Annotated in this window: 18 protein-coding genes; 12 read left to right on the forward strand and 6 right to left on the reverse strand. The window is 75.5% G+C overall.

Annotated features, from left to right (window positions below; genetic code table 11):
• A partial coding sequence (locus ACRYRX_RS09125) for a phosphogluconate dehydrogenase C-terminal domain-containing protein (protein WP_432511540.1) occupies positions 1-284 on the forward strand: 284 nt, incomplete at its 5' end.
• Between the two features lie 61 nt (positions 285-345).
• Here the strand turns inward: ACRYRX_RS09125 and ACRYRX_RS09130 are convergent.
• Positions 346-1,263, reverse strand: a complete 918-nt coding sequence (locus ACRYRX_RS09130) for a helix-turn-helix domain-containing protein (protein ID WP_432511541.1) — start codon at positions 1,261-1,263, stop codon at positions 346-348.
• Between the two features lie 206 nt (positions 1,264-1,469).
• Here ACRYRX_RS09130 and ACRYRX_RS09135 point away from each other — a divergent pair, with 206 nt between their 5' ends.
• The 3 genes from ACRYRX_RS09135 to ACRYRX_RS09145 all read left to right on the forward strand — a co-directional run bounded on the left by ACRYRX_RS09135 (position 1,470) and on the right by ACRYRX_RS09145 (position 4,318).
• Positions 1,470-2,777: a multidrug effflux MFS transporter gene (locus tag ACRYRX_RS09135; RefSeq protein ID WP_432511542.1), complete on the forward strand. Its 1,308-nt coding sequence runs from the start codon at positions 1,470-1,472 to the stop codon at positions 2,775-2,777.
• 19 nt (positions 2,778-2,796) lie between these two features.
• On the forward strand, positions 2,797-3,204 hold the full coding sequence (locus tag ACRYRX_RS09140; RefSeq protein WP_432511543.1) for a (R)-mandelonitrile lyase: 408 nt from the start codon (positions 2,797-2,799) through the stop codon (positions 3,202-3,204).
• 67 nt (positions 3,205-3,271) lie between these two features.
• Positions 3,272-4,318 (forward strand): NAD(P)-dependent alcohol dehydrogenase, encoded by a 1,047-nt coding sequence (locus ACRYRX_RS09145; protein WP_432511544.1) that lies wholly within the window; start codon positions 3,272-3,274, stop codon positions 4,316-4,318.
• Positions 4,319-4,386: 68 nt separating this feature from the next.
• Here ACRYRX_RS09145 and ACRYRX_RS09150 read toward each other — a convergent pair whose 3' ends face one another.
• Entirely contained in the window at positions 4,387-5,379 is a 993-nt protein-coding gene (locus ACRYRX_RS09150) for a LacI family DNA-binding transcriptional regulator (RefSeq protein ID WP_432511545.1), read from the reverse strand.
• A 31-nt stretch (positions 5,380-5,410) separates the two neighbouring features.
• Between ACRYRX_RS09150 and ACRYRX_RS09155 the strand changes: the two genes are divergently transcribed.
• The 5 genes from ACRYRX_RS09155 to ACRYRX_RS09175 all read left to right on the forward strand — a co-directional run bounded on the left by ACRYRX_RS09155 (position 5,411) and on the right by ACRYRX_RS09175 (position 9,325).
• Entirely contained in the window at positions 5,411-6,586 is a 1,176-nt protein-coding gene (locus ACRYRX_RS09155; RefSeq protein WP_432511546.1) for an MFS transporter, read from the forward strand.
• A gap of 146 nt (positions 6,587-6,732) precedes the next feature.
• The gene (locus tag ACRYRX_RS09160) at positions 6,733-7,617 is read left to right on the forward strand and encodes an alpha/beta fold hydrolase (protein WP_432511547.1); all 885 of its coding nucleotides are present in this window, start codon (positions 6,733-6,735) and stop codon (positions 7,615-7,617) included.
• A gap of 172 nt (positions 7,618-7,789) precedes the next feature.
• A complete protein-coding gene (locus tag ACRYRX_RS09165; protein ID WP_432511548.1) occupies positions 7,790-8,038 on the forward strand; it encodes a hypothetical protein in 249 nt (82 codons plus the stop codon).
• Positions 8,039-8,079: 41 nt separating this feature from the next.
• Positions 8,080-8,982 (forward strand): SRPBCC family protein, encoded by a 903-nt coding sequence (locus tag ACRYRX_RS09170; protein ID WP_432511549.1) that lies wholly within the window; start codon positions 8,080-8,082, stop codon positions 8,980-8,982.
• Positions 8,983-9,022: 40 nt separating this feature from the next.
• Positions 9,023-9,325, forward strand: coding sequence for a hypothetical protein (locus ACRYRX_RS09175; RefSeq protein WP_432511550.1), 303 nt, complete (start codon positions 9,023-9,025; stop codon positions 9,323-9,325).
• Positions 9,326-9,403: 78 nt separating this feature from the next.
• Here ACRYRX_RS09175 and ACRYRX_RS09180 read toward each other — a convergent pair whose 3' ends face one another.
• The 3 genes from ACRYRX_RS09180 to ACRYRX_RS09190 form a co-directional block, all read right to left on the reverse strand.
• Positions 9,404-10,426 carry a zinc-binding dehydrogenase gene (locus tag ACRYRX_RS09180; protein ID WP_432511551.1) on the reverse strand — a complete coding sequence of 341 codons (1,023 nt, stop codon included), beginning with the start codon at positions 10,424-10,426 and terminating at the stop codon, positions 9,404-9,406.
• Complete coding sequence (locus ACRYRX_RS09185; protein WP_432511552.1) at positions 10,423-11,196, reverse strand: SDR family oxidoreductase; 774 nt, start codon at positions 11,194-11,196, stop codon at positions 10,423-10,425. The genes ACRYRX_RS09180 and ACRYRX_RS09185 overlap by 4 nt, the downstream gene beginning before the upstream one ends.
• 139 nt (positions 11,197-11,335) lie before the next feature.
• Positions 11,336-12,157, reverse strand: coding sequence for a DeoR/GlpR family DNA-binding transcription regulator (locus ACRYRX_RS09190; protein ID WP_432511553.1), 822 nt, complete (start codon positions 12,155-12,157; stop codon positions 11,336-11,338).
• A 68-nt stretch (positions 12,158-12,225) separates the two neighbouring features.
• Here ACRYRX_RS09190 and ACRYRX_RS09195 point away from each other — a divergent pair, with 68 nt between their 5' ends.
• From ACRYRX_RS09195 to ACRYRX_RS09205, 3 genes are read left to right on the forward strand one after another with little or no spacing between them, the layout of a single operon-like run.
• Positions 12,226-13,422 carry an MFS transporter gene (locus tag ACRYRX_RS09195; protein ID WP_432511554.1) on the forward strand — a complete coding sequence of 399 codons (1,197 nt, stop codon included), beginning with the start codon at positions 12,226-12,228 and terminating at the stop codon, positions 13,420-13,422.
• 26 nt (positions 13,423-13,448) lie between these two features.
• Positions 13,449-13,838, forward strand: a complete 390-nt coding sequence (locus ACRYRX_RS09200) for an NUDIX hydrolase (RefSeq protein WP_432511555.1) — start codon at positions 13,449-13,451, stop codon at positions 13,836-13,838.
• A gap of 44 nt (positions 13,839-13,882) precedes the next feature.
• Positions 13,883-14,962, forward strand: coding sequence for a LacI family DNA-binding transcriptional regulator (locus ACRYRX_RS09205; protein ID WP_432511556.1), 1,080 nt, complete (start codon positions 13,883-13,885; stop codon positions 14,960-14,962).
• Between the two features lie 30 nt (positions 14,963-14,992).
• Here ACRYRX_RS09205 and ACRYRX_RS09210 read toward each other — a convergent pair whose 3' ends face one another.
• A complete protein-coding gene (locus ACRYRX_RS09210) occupies positions 14,993-15,217 on the reverse strand; it encodes a hypothetical protein (protein ID WP_432511557.1) in 225 nt (74 codons plus the stop codon).
• Between the last annotated feature and the right edge of the window lie 123 nt (positions 15,218-15,340).

Consider the following 15,340-nt stretch of genomic DNA (forward strand, 5'->3'; position numbering starts at 1 on the left):
CCGTCGCCTGCATGATCGGGCAACTGCTCAAGGACGCCCTGCACGAGACCGTCCACACCGCCGGGGTCCCCGAGGAAGCGGCCAAGGCGATGCTGTTCGGGCACGTGCAGATCGCGCTGACCAACACGCTGCGCGGGTCCAACCCGTTCTCCGACGCCTGCCTCATCGCCATGGACTACGGCCGCGAATCCATCGTCAAGGACGACTGGAAGAAGATCTTCCGCGACGACGAACTCGACCGCGTCATCACCAAGATGCTGAAGCTGGAGAAGATCGAGCGCTGAGCCGGGTCGATGCGACGAGGGGCCGGGACGAGTTCGTCCCGGCCCCTCGTCGCGCGGTGGGTCAGGAGTGCGCGCGGCCGGAACCGCTCTGCACGCCGGGGGTGCTGGTCCCGGCCCAGGAGGCGAGCAGGCCGAGTCGCTCGGCGGAGGACGAACCGGGCTCGGCCGTGTAGATCAGCATCGTCAGACCGGGCTCGTCGGTCAGCGCCAGCTCCTGGTACGCCAGGGTCACCTCCCCGACGACGGGGTGGTGGAACCGCTTGGTGCCGGTCCCGTGGGTGCGGACGTCGTGCGACCCCCACAGGCGGCGGAACACCTCGCTGCGCGTCGACAGCTCCCCCACCAGGTCCTGCATGGCCCGGTCGTGCGGGTCACGGCCGGCGTCGGCGCGCATCACCGCCACGCACATCTGCGCGAACACCTCCCAGTCGGGGTAGAAGTCGCGCGAGGCGGGATCGAGGAACTGGAAGCGGGCCAGGTTCACCGGCCGGGCACCGGCACCCCCCGCGACGCCGTCGCCGTCCCCGATGGCGGGGGCGTAGAACGCGCGCCCCAGGGCGTTCAGCGCGACGAGGTCCTGACGGGCGTTGCGCACGAAGGCAGGACCACCGGTGATCGACTCCAGCGTCCACCGCAGGGAGGGGCTCGGCGTGGCGGCCTTGTCCGTGCGGCGACGGGCGCGGCGGGAGACCGGGACACCGTCCGCGGCCCGGGCGAGGTCGAGCAGGTGCGCCTGCTCGGTCTCGTCCAGCTTCAGCGCCGTGCCGATGGCGTCGAGGACCGAAGCGGAGGCACCGGCGATGTCGCCGCGCTCGATGCGCGAGTAGTACTCGACGCTGACCCCGGCCAGGATCGCGACCTCGGCCCGTCGCAGCCCGGCCACGCGCCGGTTCACCCCCGCGGGCAGCCCTGCGGCCGCGGGGGTGACCTTCGCGCGCCGCGACATCAGGAAGTCGCGCACCTCAGACCGGTTGTCCACGGGTTCCACGCTAGGTGAGCGGGTCGCCGGTGGGGGTGCCCTGTCAGGGCACCCCTCGCCGGCCCGGTCCCACGCGCTGAGGGGTGCCCTGTCAGTACGTGCTCCAGCAGGGACTCCCGCGACCTCGTCGCGAGGTGTTGCCTGGAGGCAACGCCGCTCCGGCCCCCGGAGCGGTCAGTCCGCAGCCGAGTGAGGAGATCGTCCGCGTGCGTGGAGCAGAGGTACCGGTGCGGGGGGACGTTCCCCGGACCCACCGCGGCGACGGTCCGCCGGACGCACCCGTCGGGCAGCGCGGACCCGCTCAGGCCGAGGTCGCCGCGGCCCTGGTGGCCACGGTGGTCTTCCTGACCGCCATCGCCCCGCTGGCCACCGACACCTACGTCCCGGCCTTCCCGGCCGTGGCCGACGACCTGGCCGCCGCCGCGACGCAGGTGCAGCTGACGCTGACCACCTTCTTCGTCGGGATGGCCCTGGGGCAGCTGATCGGCGGGCCGGTCTCGGACCAGCGCGGCCGCAAGCGGCCGCTGATCGCCGCGGTGGTCGTCATGACGCTCGCCTCCGTCGCCTGCGCGCTGGCCCCGGGCATCGCGGTGATGATGGTCGCCCGCGCCGTGCAGGGTTTCGCCGGCGGCTGGGCCATGGTCATCGGCCGCGCCGTCATCGTCGACCTGGCCTCCGGCGCCCAGCTGGTCCGCGTCCTCAACGTCATCGCCGCCGTCGGCGGCATCGCCCCCGTCGCCGGTCCGCTGCTGGGGGCGGTGATCCTGCACCTGTCGGGCTGGCGAGCCTCCTTCTGGGCCCTCGCCGTGCTCGGGGTGGCCATGACGGTCGCCGTCCTCCTGGTGGTGCCCGAGACGCTGCCGCCGGCCGCGCGGCACGGCGGGGGCCTGCGCGCCGTCGTCACCTCCGGGCGCCAGGTGCTGCGCAACCGCCGCTACGTCGGGTACGTCCTGGTCGCCGGGTCCTCGATGGGCGCGATCTTCGCCTACGTCTCCACCTCGGCGTTCGTGCTGCAGTCCGTGAACGGACTCTCCCCGATCGTCTACTCCCTCGACTTCGCCGCCAACGCCGTCGGGATGACGATCGCGGCACTCGTCGCGGCCCGCCTGGCGGGACGGGTCCCCACCCGCAGGATCATCGTCTTCGGGCAGGTCCCGGCCCTGGCCGCGGGGATCGCGATGCTCATCGGGGCGCTGTGGTTCCAGACACCCCTGCTGCTGGTGATCGTCGTCTTCTTCGTGCTGATGACCACCGCGGGACTCATCGGCCCCAACGGCGGAGCCCTGGCCTCCGCCGAGGTGCCCGAGCACCCCGGCACCGGCTCCGCCGTCCTGGGTTTCGTGCAGTGGTCGTTCGCCGGTCTCACCGCCCCCCTGGCCGGCCTCGGCGGCGAGCGCAGCGCCGTGCCGATGGCGGTGCTGGTGATCGCCTGCACCACCCTGTCCGTGGTCGGCCTGGCCGTGGCCCGCCCGCGGCGGACCACCGGCCCCGCCCCCGGCCCACCCGAGAACTGACCAGAGGAAGGACACGACCGTGCAGATCACGCGGAACTCGATCCAGACCGTCAAGGGCCCGCCCGCCTGGTTCACCGGCGACGTCCACATCGACGCCGTCGCCGCAGCACCGGCCCCCTCCCGGGTCAGCGCGAACCTCGTGCGCTTCGCGCCCGGGGCCCGCACCCACTGGCACCGCCACCCGTTGAGCCAGACCGTCTTCGTCACCGAGGGCGTCGGGCTGTGCCAGCGCCGTGGCGGACCGGTGGAGGTCATCCGCCCCGGGGACCGGGTCCTGTTCGAGGCCGACGAGGAGCACTGGCACGGCGCCGCGCCGGGCCGGTTCATGGTCCACCTGGCCATCAACGAGGGCGACGACGAGAACGCCGTCGTGCACTGGTCGACCCCGGTCACCGACGAGGAGTACAGCGCGCCGCCCGCGCCGTGAAACCCCCGGTGACGCTGCACCGCACCACCACCCCCACCGATCGACCACCGACAGGAACGAGCACACCGTGAGCACCACCGTCCCCGCATACGCCGCCCCCGCCGCCGGGGAACCGCTGGTTCCCACCACCGTCGAACGCCGCGACGTGGGCCCGAACGACGTCCTCATCGACGTCCGGTACGCCGGCATCTGCCACTCCGACATCCACACCGTCCGCGGTGAGTGGGGTCCGCAGGACTACCCCCTGACGCCCGGCCACGAGATCTTCGGCCACGTCGCCGCCGTCGGACCCGACGTCACCACCCGCCGGGTCGGCGACCGCGTCGGCGTCGGCTGCATGGTGAACTCCTGCGGCGAGTGCGCCAACTGCGTCCGCGGGGAGCAGCAGTTCTGCCTCGACGGAACGGTCTTCACCTACGGTTCCCCCGACCGCGACGGCACCACCACCCAGGGCGGGTACTCCACCCAGGTCGTCGTCGACGCCGGGTTCGTCCTGTCGGTGCCCGAGGGCATCGAGGACGAGCAGGTCGCCCCGCTGCTGTGCGCGGGAGTCACCACCTACAACCCGCTGAAGCACTGGGGCGCCGGCCCGGGCGAGAAGGTCGCCGTCGTCGGCCTCGGCGGACTGGGGCACCTGGCTGTCAAGATCGCCCACGCCATGGGCGCTGAGGTCACCGTGCTGTCGCAGTCGCTGAAGAAGCAGGAGGACGCCCTGCGCCTGGGCGCGGACCACTACTACGCCACCAGCGACCCGGCCACGTTCGAAACCCTCGCCGGCACCTTCGACATCATCGTCAACACCGTCAGCGCGGACCTCGACGTCGCCGCCTACCTCGGTCTGCTGAACCTGCACGGGGCCATGAGCAACGTCGGGGTCGCCCCGAGCCCGATGAGCGTGCCCGGCGGGCTGCTGAACGGGCACAAGTCGCTGACCGGTTCGATGATCGGCGGGATCCCCGTCACCCAGGAGGTGCTGGACTTCTGCGCCGAGCACGGCATCGGCGCCGACGTCGAGGTCGTCCCCGCCGCGAGGATCAACGAGGCGTACGAGCGGGTCCTGGCCTCCGACGTGCGCTACCGCTTCGTCATCGACACCACCACCCTCACCGCCTGAGGGCCTCGCCCGCGGTCCGCGGCGGGTCCGGGCAGCGGCCCGCCCGCCGCGTCGCGCTGACGGTCGCGTCAGCCGACGACCTCCCAGGCGACCTCGGGCACCGGCGCCGACGGGTCCAGGGCGGCCCGCGCGCACGCCCGCCCCTGCTCCCGCAGCGGGTTGGTGACCGAGACGACGCCCGCGGCCAGCGCCGCCGCCGAGGCGTCCCACCCGGCGATCCGGGCCGCGCGCCCACCCAGTTCGGCGTGGACGCCGAGGGCCAGTTCGTCGCTCATCGCCAGGACGACGGCCCCCGCGCCCAGGCCCAGCGCGCGGGCGGCCCACGCCCCCTGCGCACGCTCGTTGCGCTCCACGACGGCGACCGGGACGGTCGCCCAGTCCCGGCCCGCGGCGGTGACCGCGTCGCGGTACCCGGCCAGCCGTTCCCGGGTCACCGGGAACGGGACGTGCCCGGGCAGCCCGGCCGCCGGGCCCACCCGGGCCTCGCGGGAACGGTCCAGCGGGAAGCTCACGACGACCGGGGTGCCGCCGTCGGCGAGCGCGGCCGTCGCCACCGCCGCCGCCGCGGCCCGGTCGTCGGGCCCGACGCGGACGATGCCCGGGCGGGCGGGGCCGCCCTGGACGGCGGCGGGGCGGCCGCCGGCGCTGACGGCCGCGAGCACGGGGTCGTCCTCCGTGGTGGTCCACAGGACGTAGGCGTCGACGGCGGCGTCCCGGACGCGGTCGACGTCACCGCTGTCCCCCCCGGTGGGGATGAGCACCATCCCGAGGTCGTCCTCGACGCAGACGTCGGCGACGCCGGCGAGGAACTGCGCCGCCTGCGGGTCGTCGAACGCGTAGGACAGGTGCTCGCCCAGGACGACGCCGAGCTGCCCGGAGCGGCCCGAGCGCAGGGCGCGGGCGGTGCGGTCGGGCCGGTACCCGAGCCGGTCGGCGACCTCCAGGACCCGCCGGCGGGTGTCCTCGGCGACCCGGCCGGGGCGGTTGAACGCGTAGGAGACCGTCATGGCGCTGACGCCCGCCTGCGCGGCCACGTCCTTCACGGTCACTCGTCCTGGCACGACCGCAGCCTATGTGTGTAACGTTACGCAAATGACGTCGAGAACGTCCACCACCACCGCCGCCCACTCCGCCTTCGCCGCCTTCGGCGTCTTCTGGGGGACCTGGGGCGCCGCCCTGCCCGCCGTCCGCGACCAGGCCGGCCTGAGCGCCGCCCAGCTCGGCACCACCCTCGTCTTCGTCGGCGCCGGCGCCGCCCCCGCCATGGCGCTCACCGGCCGGCTCGTCGACCGCGCCGGGCCGCGCACCGCCGCCGCGCTCCTGCTCGCCCTCGGCCTGGCCGGGCTGCTCGTCGCCGCCGGCGCCCGCGGACCGGCCACCGCGATCCTCACGACCCTGCTGGTCGGCGCCTGCTCCGGCGCCGCCGACGTCGCCGCCAACAGCCTCGCCGGCCAGGTCGAGCACCGCACCGGCCGCCCCGTGCTCACCCGCGCCCACGGCGTGTTCTCCCTCGCCGTCGTCGCCTCCAGCCTGGGCGCCGGCGCGCTGCTCGGCACCGGCGCCGGGCTCACCGGCGCCTTCGCCGCGAGCGCCGCCGTCGTGACCGCCCTGGCCGCCGTCGCCTGGTGCGGCGCCGGACCCCGACCCGCGCCCTCCCCCACCGGCCCGGCCGCGCGCCGCGGGCCGCTGCCGCCCCTGGTGGCGCTCGGGGTCGTCGGCGCCCTCGCCTTCGCCACCGAGAACGGCCACCAGAGCTGGGGCGCCGTCCTGGTCACCGACCGGTTCGCGGCGGCGCCGGAACTGGCCGCGACCGCACCCGCGACGTTCGCGGCCGGTGCGGCGCTGGCGCGGCTGACGCTGGCCCCGCTGTCCCGCAGCCACCCCACCGCGCTGCTGCTGGGCGGCGGCGTCACCGCCGTCGCGGGCAGCGTCACCCTCGCCCTGGCCCCCACCGTGCCGATCGCCCTGGCCGGTCTCGTGGTCGCCGCCCTCGGCACCGCCCCCCTGTTCCCGACCCTGCTCAGCCGCGGCCTGCGCGCCGTCCCGCCCGAGCAGCACGGCCGCGCGACCTCCGCCGTCGCCGCCACCGCCTACCTCGGTTTCCTGCTCGGGCCCGCCTACGTGGGGTTCCTCGCCGGGGCCGGGGGCCTGCGCACCGCGGTGCTGGGGGTGGCGGCGCTCGCGGTGCTGTTCACCCTCGCCGCGGCGCCGGTGAGCCGCTGGGCCGGTCGCCGCGTCCCCGCGGCCTTCGCGGTGAGCGACCGGTGACCGCCCCCGGTGACGACGTCCCCCGCGTCCGGGTACCCCGCCCGCGTCGCCCGGTGGAGCACGTCCGGGGCGGCCCGGCCGTCCCCCGGCCGCGGCGGGGGACCGCCCTAGGCTGGCGCCCCACCCCCGACGACGAGGACGTGACCATGGACAGCCTGACGTTCCCCTCCGACGCCGACGGCCTGGAGGTCCACGCCTACCACTGGCCCGCCCCCTCGCCCCGGGCCACCGTGCAGGTCGTGCACGGCCTCAGCGAGCACGCTCCGCGCTACGACCGGCTGGCCCGGGAACTCGTGGCCGCCGGGTACGACGTCTGGGCCCACGACCACCGCGGCCACGGGGCCTCGGTCGACGCCCGGACACCGCTGGGGAGTTTCGGCGCCGGCGGCTGGGCGGGCCTGCTGTCCGACGTCGTGCGGTTCTCCGGGCACGTCGAGGCGCAGCACCCCGGCCTGCCGCACTTCGTGATCGCGCACTCGATGGGTTCCTTCGCGCTGCAGAGCGTCCTGCTGGACCACTCCGCGCGCTACGACGGCGTCGTGCTCAGCGGGTCCACCGCGATCGACGTGTTCGCCGCGGGCCTGCCGGCCCCGCAGGAGGGCCGCAGCGGGGACCTGTCGGCGTTCAACGCCGCCTTCGAGCACCGCACGGGGTACGAGTGGCTCAGCCGCGACGAGGCGGAGGTGGACGCCTACGTCGCCGACCCGCTGTGCGGGCAGGACAGCGCGCCGGAGGTGATGCCGGCGTTGTTCTCCTCCCCCCGGGTCGCCGACCCCGCGGAACTGGCCGGCATCGAACCGGACCTGGCGCTGCTCGTCGTCAGCGGCGGCGACGACCCGCTCGCCGGCGGGGGCGAACTCCCGCACCTGCTCGGCCGGCGCTACCGGGAGGCGGGGGTCCGCGACGTCGAGGTGGAGGTGTACCCCGGGGCGCGGCACGAGGTGTTCAACGAGACCAACCGCGACGAGGTCACCCGCCAGGTGGTCGGCTGGCTGGACGCGCACGCGGGGCGCCCGGCCACCAGGAACTGAGGCACCCCGGCCCGCACCTCTCCCCGTGATCAAGGAAACCCGCACGGCGATCAAGGACAGCCGGGGCCGCACCCTGCCGGGTGTCCTTGATCGCCGCGCGGGTTTCCTTGATCACGGAGGGCTGATCGCAACCTGGGTTGACACGACCCCGTGCGCAACCTAAGTTGACGACGTGGACGCCACCCGGTTGGCCGGCGCCGCCGCCGACACCAGCGACACCTCGCGCGGCCTGCGGGCCGTGGCGGCGCTGCGGCTGCTGCTGGAAACCCTGGAACTGCGCCAGGTCGAGCAGGCCCTGCGGCAGGGGACGTCGTGGTCGGAGATCGCCGCCGACCTCGGCGTGACCCGCCAGGCCGTCCACAAGAAGTACGCCCGGCGACTGCGCGACGTCGCCGCCGACGAACGGGGGGAACGGTCGTGACGGTGTTCCGACGGGGCAGGAACCGCGGGCAGGGGCGTTCGATGCTGCGCCAGTCCCGCTACGTCACCTCCGCAGCGCTGGAGGAGGCCGCACGCCTGGGCCACCCCGAACTCGACCTGGAACACCTGCTGCTGGGGTTGCTGGTCACCGGTGGCCCCAGCGCCGCCCTGCTCACCACCGCCGGGATCGACCTGCCCGCGCTGCGCCGCGCCGTGGCCGAAGTGCAGCAGCACGACCTGGCCCACCTCGGCGTCCAGGTCCCCGCCCCCGCCTCCCCCGACGGACCGGAACCCTCGTTCCGCGCAGCGCAGGCGATCCCGTTCAACGACCGCGCGATGGCGGTCATGAAGCGGATCCCCTACGACGGCGACGACCGCGAACTGCTGCTCGCGCTGCTGGACGACGAGGGCCGCCGCGTCGAACGCGTCCTGGCCCACCTCGGCGCCGACGTGGACGCGCTGCGCGCGGCGAGCGCGCCGGACGCGGCCGCCCCCGGGATCACCGCGGGAGAATCGGACGGGGCGGGTTTCGTCCACGTCCAGGACGTCCCGGTCGACGCCGCCCGCGTGTGGGACCTCGTCTCCGACGTGCGCCGCCGGTCGGAGTGGGACGACGCGTGCGTCGAGGCCGGCACCGGACCCGACGGGGTGGAACGGCTCACCTACCGCGGGCGGCGCCGCGAGGTGGTCGTGGAACGGGTCGTCACCCACCTCGTCCCCGGCCGCGAGATCGCCTGGCGGAGCTTCCGCGTCGGGGGCCGCGAGAGCGGGTCGACGTCCCGGGTCCGGGTCGAACCGGTGGGCGTCGGCTGCCGGCTGCACCTGGAGGTGTCACCCGGACGGCCAACCCTGCTGCGCCGGGTGCTGCGGCCGCTCATCGCGCGACTGGCGGCGAGCCAGTTGCGCTGGCACGCCCAGGCCATCGCCCGCGCCGCCACCCGCTGAAACCCGTCCGCAGAACTCCCCGAACCCCTGGAGGATCCTCGTGCCCACCCTGCGCGGCGTCGTCGCGGCGACCGGAGGAACCGTGCTGCTGCTGGCCGCCGTCGTGGCTCTGGCCGTCGGCCGGGCACCGCTGAGAAGCGCGTTCCCGGTGCTGGACGGGGTGGTCCTGCACGTCGCGGTCCTGGGCGCGGTGTCCGCCGGGAGCTGGCTGCTGGTGCACGCCTGGAACACCCGGCGCCACGCCGGACGCCCCGATGGGATCCGGGTCCCCGACGACCAGACCCAGGCCCCGGCAACCCCCACGACGATCAAGGAAACCCACCCCGCGATCAAGGACAGCTGAGCGACACCCCCGCAGCGGCGTCCTTGATCGCCGCCGGAGTTTCCTTGATCGCCGTTCGGGTTTCCTTGATCGCCGGGGTCACCAGCGCAGCAGCACCTTGCCGGAGGCGGTGGGGTCGGCGGCCACCGCGAACGCCTCCACCGCGTCGGCCACGCCGAACTCGTGGGTGACGACCCCGTCGACGCGCAGCGACCCGTCGGCCAGGGCGTCCAGCACGTCGCCCATCTCGTCGACGAACCGGAAACTGCCCAGGATCCGCAGTTCCGCGGTGATGGCCCGCGCCATCGGCACCGGCACCTCCCCCGGCGGCAGCAGGCCGACCAGGACGAGGGTGGCCGCCGGACCCACCCCGGCGACGGCGGAGACGAAACCCCGGGGGGAACCGGAGGACTCGAAACCGACGTCGGCCCCGACCGCGGCGATCGCCCCGGCGTCGGTCGCGACGATCCCGCGGTCCGCGCCCAGGGCGAGCGCCCGCTCGATCGCGGAGGCGTGCAGGTCGGTGACGACGACCTCCCCGGCCCCGGCGCGGCGCAGCACCGCGACGATCAGCAGCCCGATCGGCCCGCAGCCGATGACCAGCACCTTGCGGCCGGTGACGTCACCGGCGCGGGCGACGGCGTGCCAGGCCACCGAGGCGGGTTCGGCGAGGGCGGCGGTGCGCAGCGGCAGCCCGTCGGGGACCACGCGCAGCGCGCCGGCGGCCACGGTGAAGCGGGCGGTGAAGGCGCCGTCGGTGTGCGGGACGTGCGCGGCGCTGCCCAGGTAGGTCCCGGCCGGGGAGAGGTTCGGGCGCCCGAGCGGGTGCGGGGCGTGGGGGTCGAGGGTTCCCGCGGGGTGGACGGCGACGCGCGTCCCGGCGGCCGGGCCCGACCCGTCGGCGGCGGCGCGCTCGACGACGCCCACGACCTCGTGCCCCAGGACCAGGGGCGCGCGCAGGACCGACTCCCCCGCCCGGCCGTGGGACACGTAGTGCAGGTCGCTGCCGCACACGCCGCCGTGGGTGATGGCGACGAGCGCCTCGTGGTCGGCGGGTTCGCGCACCGGACGGTCCTCGACGCGCAGGTCGCCCACGCCGTGCACGACGACGGAGGGGTTCACAGGACCGCCAGCATGCCGCCGTCGACGTGCAGCGTCTGCCCGTTGACGAAGTTCGAGGCGTCGGAGGCGAAGAACAGCAGCGCGCCGACGAGGTCCTCGGTCTGGCCCCACCGCCCGGCGGGGGTCCGCCCCTCCACCCACCGGCTGAACTGCTCGTCGGCGACGAGGGCCGCGGTGAGCTCGGTGGCGAAGTAGCCCGGGCCGATGGCGTTGACCTGGATGCCGGAACCGGCGAGGTCGGCGCACATGCCCTTGGTGAGCATCTTCAGCCCGCCCTTGGTCGCCGAGTAGGGGGCGATTCCGGGGCGGACGACCTCGCTCTGCACGGAGAGGATGTTGATGATCTTCCCTCGGCCGCGGGCCCGCATGCGCCGGGCCACCGACCGCGCGACGTAGAAGGCGCTGGACAGGTTGACGTCGAGCATCCGCTGCCAGTCGGCGTCGGAGAACTCGGTGAACGGGGCGCGCTGCTGCACGCCGGTGTTGTTGACGAGGACGCCGATCGCGGTGCCCGCGTCCTCCAGTCCCGCGACCGCGGCCTCCACGGCGGCGGGGTCGGTGACGTCGAAGGCGCAGGCGACGGCCCGGCCGGTGGCGCCGTCCAGGGCGGTGAGCTTCTGCGCGACGTCCTCGGCGACGGCCTGGTCACGGCCGTTGACGACGACGGTCGCCCCGGCCCGCACCAGCCCCTCGGCCAGGGACCGGCCGATGCCGCGGGTGGAGCCGGTGACCAGCGCGACCCGGCCGGTGACGTCGAAGAGCGCGTTCACCCGCCCCCCGCCGGCCGGTCGGTCGTCAGGCCCTCGGCCTCCAGGACGTTCTGCGGTCCGCACAGGTCGATGGTGGGGCGTCCGGCGCGGTGCTGCCCGACGAGGCGCCGGGGGCCGGGGGCGGTACCGGCTGCCGGGGTCAGCGCGTCCCGGTGTCCCGGCTCGTCGGCGCGGTGGTCCCCGCGCCCGGACCCGCGGCGGGATCGACGACGACGACGGCGGTGCCGGTGTGCGAGCGCCACTGCTGCGCGGCGTCGTCGACGTCGGTGACCAGGACGTCGACGGCTCCGGGCGTCAGCACCAGGTGGGGGGCGGTGGTGTTCAGCTTGGTCCGGTCCGCGAGCACCGCGACCCGGGTGGCGCTGTTCGCCATCGCCACCTTCACGGCGGCGTCGCCGGCGTCGACGGAGGTGGCCCCGGCTTCGGGGTCCAGGGCGCAGGTGCCGAGGAACGCCCAGTCGGCCCGGTACCGCTGCACCCCGGCGACGGCGCCGGGTCCGGTGAGGAAGCGGGAGCGGCCGTCCCACTGCCCACCGGTGACGTGGACGGTGATGGCCGGGTCCGCGTCGAGGACCGACGTCACGTCCACGGAGTTGGTCACCACGGTCAGCGGGCGGACCTGGCGTGCGGCCACGAGGGCGTGCGCCAGGCCGAGGACCGTGGAACCGGTGTCGAGCACGATCGTCTGGCCCGGGCGGACCAGTTGCGCCGCAGCGACACCGATGGCCTGCTTCGCCCCGGCGGCCAGGTGCTCGCGCGCGCCCCAGGACATGCGGGCGGGGTCGAGGGCGATGGCCCCGCCGTGGGTCTTCTGCAGGTGCCCGGCGCCGGCCAGGGCGCGCAGGTCCCGGCGGACGGTGTCCTCGGAGACGCCCAGTTCCTGCGCCAGCGCGGCGACCTCGACGCGGCCGTCCCGCTGCAGCCTCAGCAGCACCTCCTGCCGACGTTCCCTCGTGAACATGCCTGGATCCTCTCACGCATGCCGAAATGGCCTTGACTGTGCCGAAGTGTGCACGATCTACTCCTCGGGTGCCCGACCACGCGACCTCCCCACGACCACCCGGCGCCACAGCGGACGCCCCGACCGCCCGGGACGGCGCCGGCCCGGTGGCCGGGCTCGCGGTGGCGGGGGTGGTCGGCTTCCTCGTGCTCGGCGCCCTCAGCAGCGCGCTGGGCCCCGCCCTGCCGGTCCTGAGCTCGCGCCACGGCCTCGACGCCTCCGGCGCGGCCCTCCTGCTGGCGGCGTTCTCGGCGGGCGCGACCCTCGGCGCGGGCCTGGCCGGGTCCGTGCGGGGCCGCGTGCCGGACCGGACGTCGCTGACGGTGGGGGCGACGGTCGTGGCCCTGGGCAGCGCGGTGCTGCCGCTGACCACCGGCGTCGCCGGCGCGATCGGGTGCCTCGTGCTCGTCGGCGTCGGCTTCGGCGCCGTGGACCTGCTGCTCAACCTGGTCCTGGCCGCCTCCGGAGACGGCGGCGGTTCGCTCCTGATGGCGGTCAGCGCCGCCTTCGGCGTCGGCGCGGTGGGCGTGCCGCTGCTCATCGGGTGGCAGCCGGGACGGCTGGCCCTGCCGTTCTGGGTGTGCGCTGGCGGCGCCCTGCTGCTGCTGGCGCTCACCTCCCGCCTGCGGCTGCCGGCCGTCGCCCGGTCCCGCCCCGGCGCCGCCCGGACGCGCGGCGGGAGCCGGGGCACGGCCCCGGCCGTCCTGCTGGGAGCCGTGCTGCTCGGCTACGTCACCCTCGAGGGCGGGGTGGCCGGCTGGGAGACCACCCACCTGCGCGCCACCACCGACGCCTCACCCGCTCAGGCGGCCACCGCGGTGGCGCTGTTCTGGGGCGGGCTGACCCTCGGTCGCCTGCTGGCCGCGCCCCTGGTCGCGCGCCTGCACCCGCGCCGCCTGCTCCTGCTGGCCCTGGGTGCGTCCACCCTCGGCCTCCTGGTGGCGGCGGTCCCCGGCGCCGCGGTCCCGGCCTACGCCGCCACGGGTCTCCTGCTCGCCCCCGTCTTCCCCGCGGTCGTCGCCTGGCACACCGCGCGCCGCCCCGACGGGCGCGGAGTGGTCGCGCTGTTCGCCGCGGCCCTGGCCGGGCCCGTGGTCACCGCACCGCTCACCGGCGCGGTGATCGAGGCTCACGGCGCCGCGGCGATCCCGTGGGTCCTGGCCGCCCTCGCGGCGGGCACCACCGCCCTCGCCGCCTCCACCCGATCCTCGGGGGCGCTGCGGTGATCGAGTCGCACGGGGATCCCGAAGGGGTGCAGGTCATCGTCCTCAACCCCCGGGGAGAGGTCCTGCTGCAGTTGCGCGACGACGTCCCGGGCATCCCCTACCCGGGCCGCTGGTGCCTGCCCGGCGGCCACCTCGAGGACGGCGAGGAACCCGCGGCCGCGGCGGTGCGCGAACTGCGGGAGGAGATGTCGCTGGACCTGCCGCCCTCCTGCCTGCACCACGTGGTCACCGCCCGACGCCACTACGGGGTCGAGCACACCTTCTGGACGCCCCTGGACCTGGACGCGCGACGGGTGCCGCTCACCGAGGGACGAGCCGTGCGCTTCCACGCGATCCAGCGGATCAGGTCCCTGGACCTGGGGTACGAGGACGACCGCGTCCTGGAGGAGTTCTTCGCCGGCCCGGGCCCGCGGTGACGCGGACGGGGCGGGGACGGGCGCACCCCTGCACCCTCGCCGACGTGGCCGGGGCGGCGGGGGTTTCGCCCAGCACGGTGTCGAAGGTGGTGCGCGGGGTTCCCGGCGTCTCGGCGGGAGTGCACGAGCGGGTGGACCGGGCAGTGGCGGAACTGGACTACCGCCCCCACCTCGCGGGCCGGTCCCTGAGCACCGGGGCGAACCACCAGCCGGTGACCGTGGCGGTCCCCACCCTCGTGAGCGCCTACCACCGCCGACTCGCCGGGGAACTGATCCGCGCCGCCCGATCGGCGGGACTGCGGAGCGTGGTCGTCGAGACGAGCGGGGCGGCCGACGTCGAGGCCGACCTCCTGGCGGCGGCCGCTCACCGGCGCGCACCGCTGCTGCTGGCCTCGCCCCACCCGCGCGACGATCCCTCCTGCGGGGCGGTCCCCGCCGTCCTGCTCACCGACCTGCCCGTCGGCCGGCCGGCCGACGGGCCCCGCGGCGCCCACCCGGACCGCGTCGCGGTGGACTCCGCGGGTGCGGCGGACCTGTGCACCACCCACCTGCTGCAGCGAGGCCGACGTCGCCTCGCGCTCGTCGGTTCCGTCGGCGGCGCGGGCCGGGCCGGCGGTGGCCTGCGCGAGCAGGGTTTCCGTCGAGCCACCCGCCGCTTCGGCGTCACCGTCCCCGCCGCGCGGGCACGTCCCCTGCCCCGGTGGACGACCCGGCACGGGGTCGAGGCCACGACGGCGCTGGTGCGCGCGGACCCGGCGCTCGACGGCATCGTCGCCGTCGACGACCAGGCCGCCGTGGGGGTGCTGCACGCCCTGCGCACCCTCGGACGACGGGTTCCGGACGACGTCGCCGTCACCGGCGTCGACGACGACCTGGCCTGCGACGGTTCACCCGCCCTGACCTCGGTCCTGTTCCCCGTCCGCGAGATGGCCGGTACCGCCGTCCTGCTGCTCGGCGACAGGATCGCCGGTGCGGACGAGCCCGGCCGGACCCGGGTGTTCACCGGGGAACTCGTCGTGCGACCCAGCTCCAGCGTCGAACCGCACCTCGCCGGGGAGGACCCGGTGAGCGGTCCTGGACGGTTCCGCACCGGACCTCCCCGACACGGCCCCGCGCCGGGGTGACCCCGGGGACGGGATCGTGCGGTGCCGGTCTCAGGAACTCCGCAGGTGCGCGACCGCGGTGCGGCTCATCAGGGACCAGCCTCCCCCCGGGCCGGGCTGCACGAGCGCGTCGCTGACGCTGTCGACGACCATGCCCCGCTGGTCCGCCCGGGCCCTCAGGTCGACCTCCAGCGCCGCGGCGGTGTCCAGGTTCGTCACGCCCCCGGCCCCGCCGTGGAAGACGCGGGTGATGGTGAAGGTCGTCTGCTGGCCCATCGGCGGACTCCTGGATCGTGGCCGAGATCACCGGGAGGTGCAGTTCTCGATGCCGTGCGCTCCGGCGCACCGTCCCAGCATGGGACGCCTCGCCCGTTCCCGCGACCCGGCGGGGCGGGCGCA

The organism is Kineococcus lubricus (genome assembly GCF_050871965.1).
Classification (GTDB): domain Bacteria; phylum Actinomycetota; class Actinomycetes; order Actinomycetales; family Kineococcaceae; genus Kineococcus.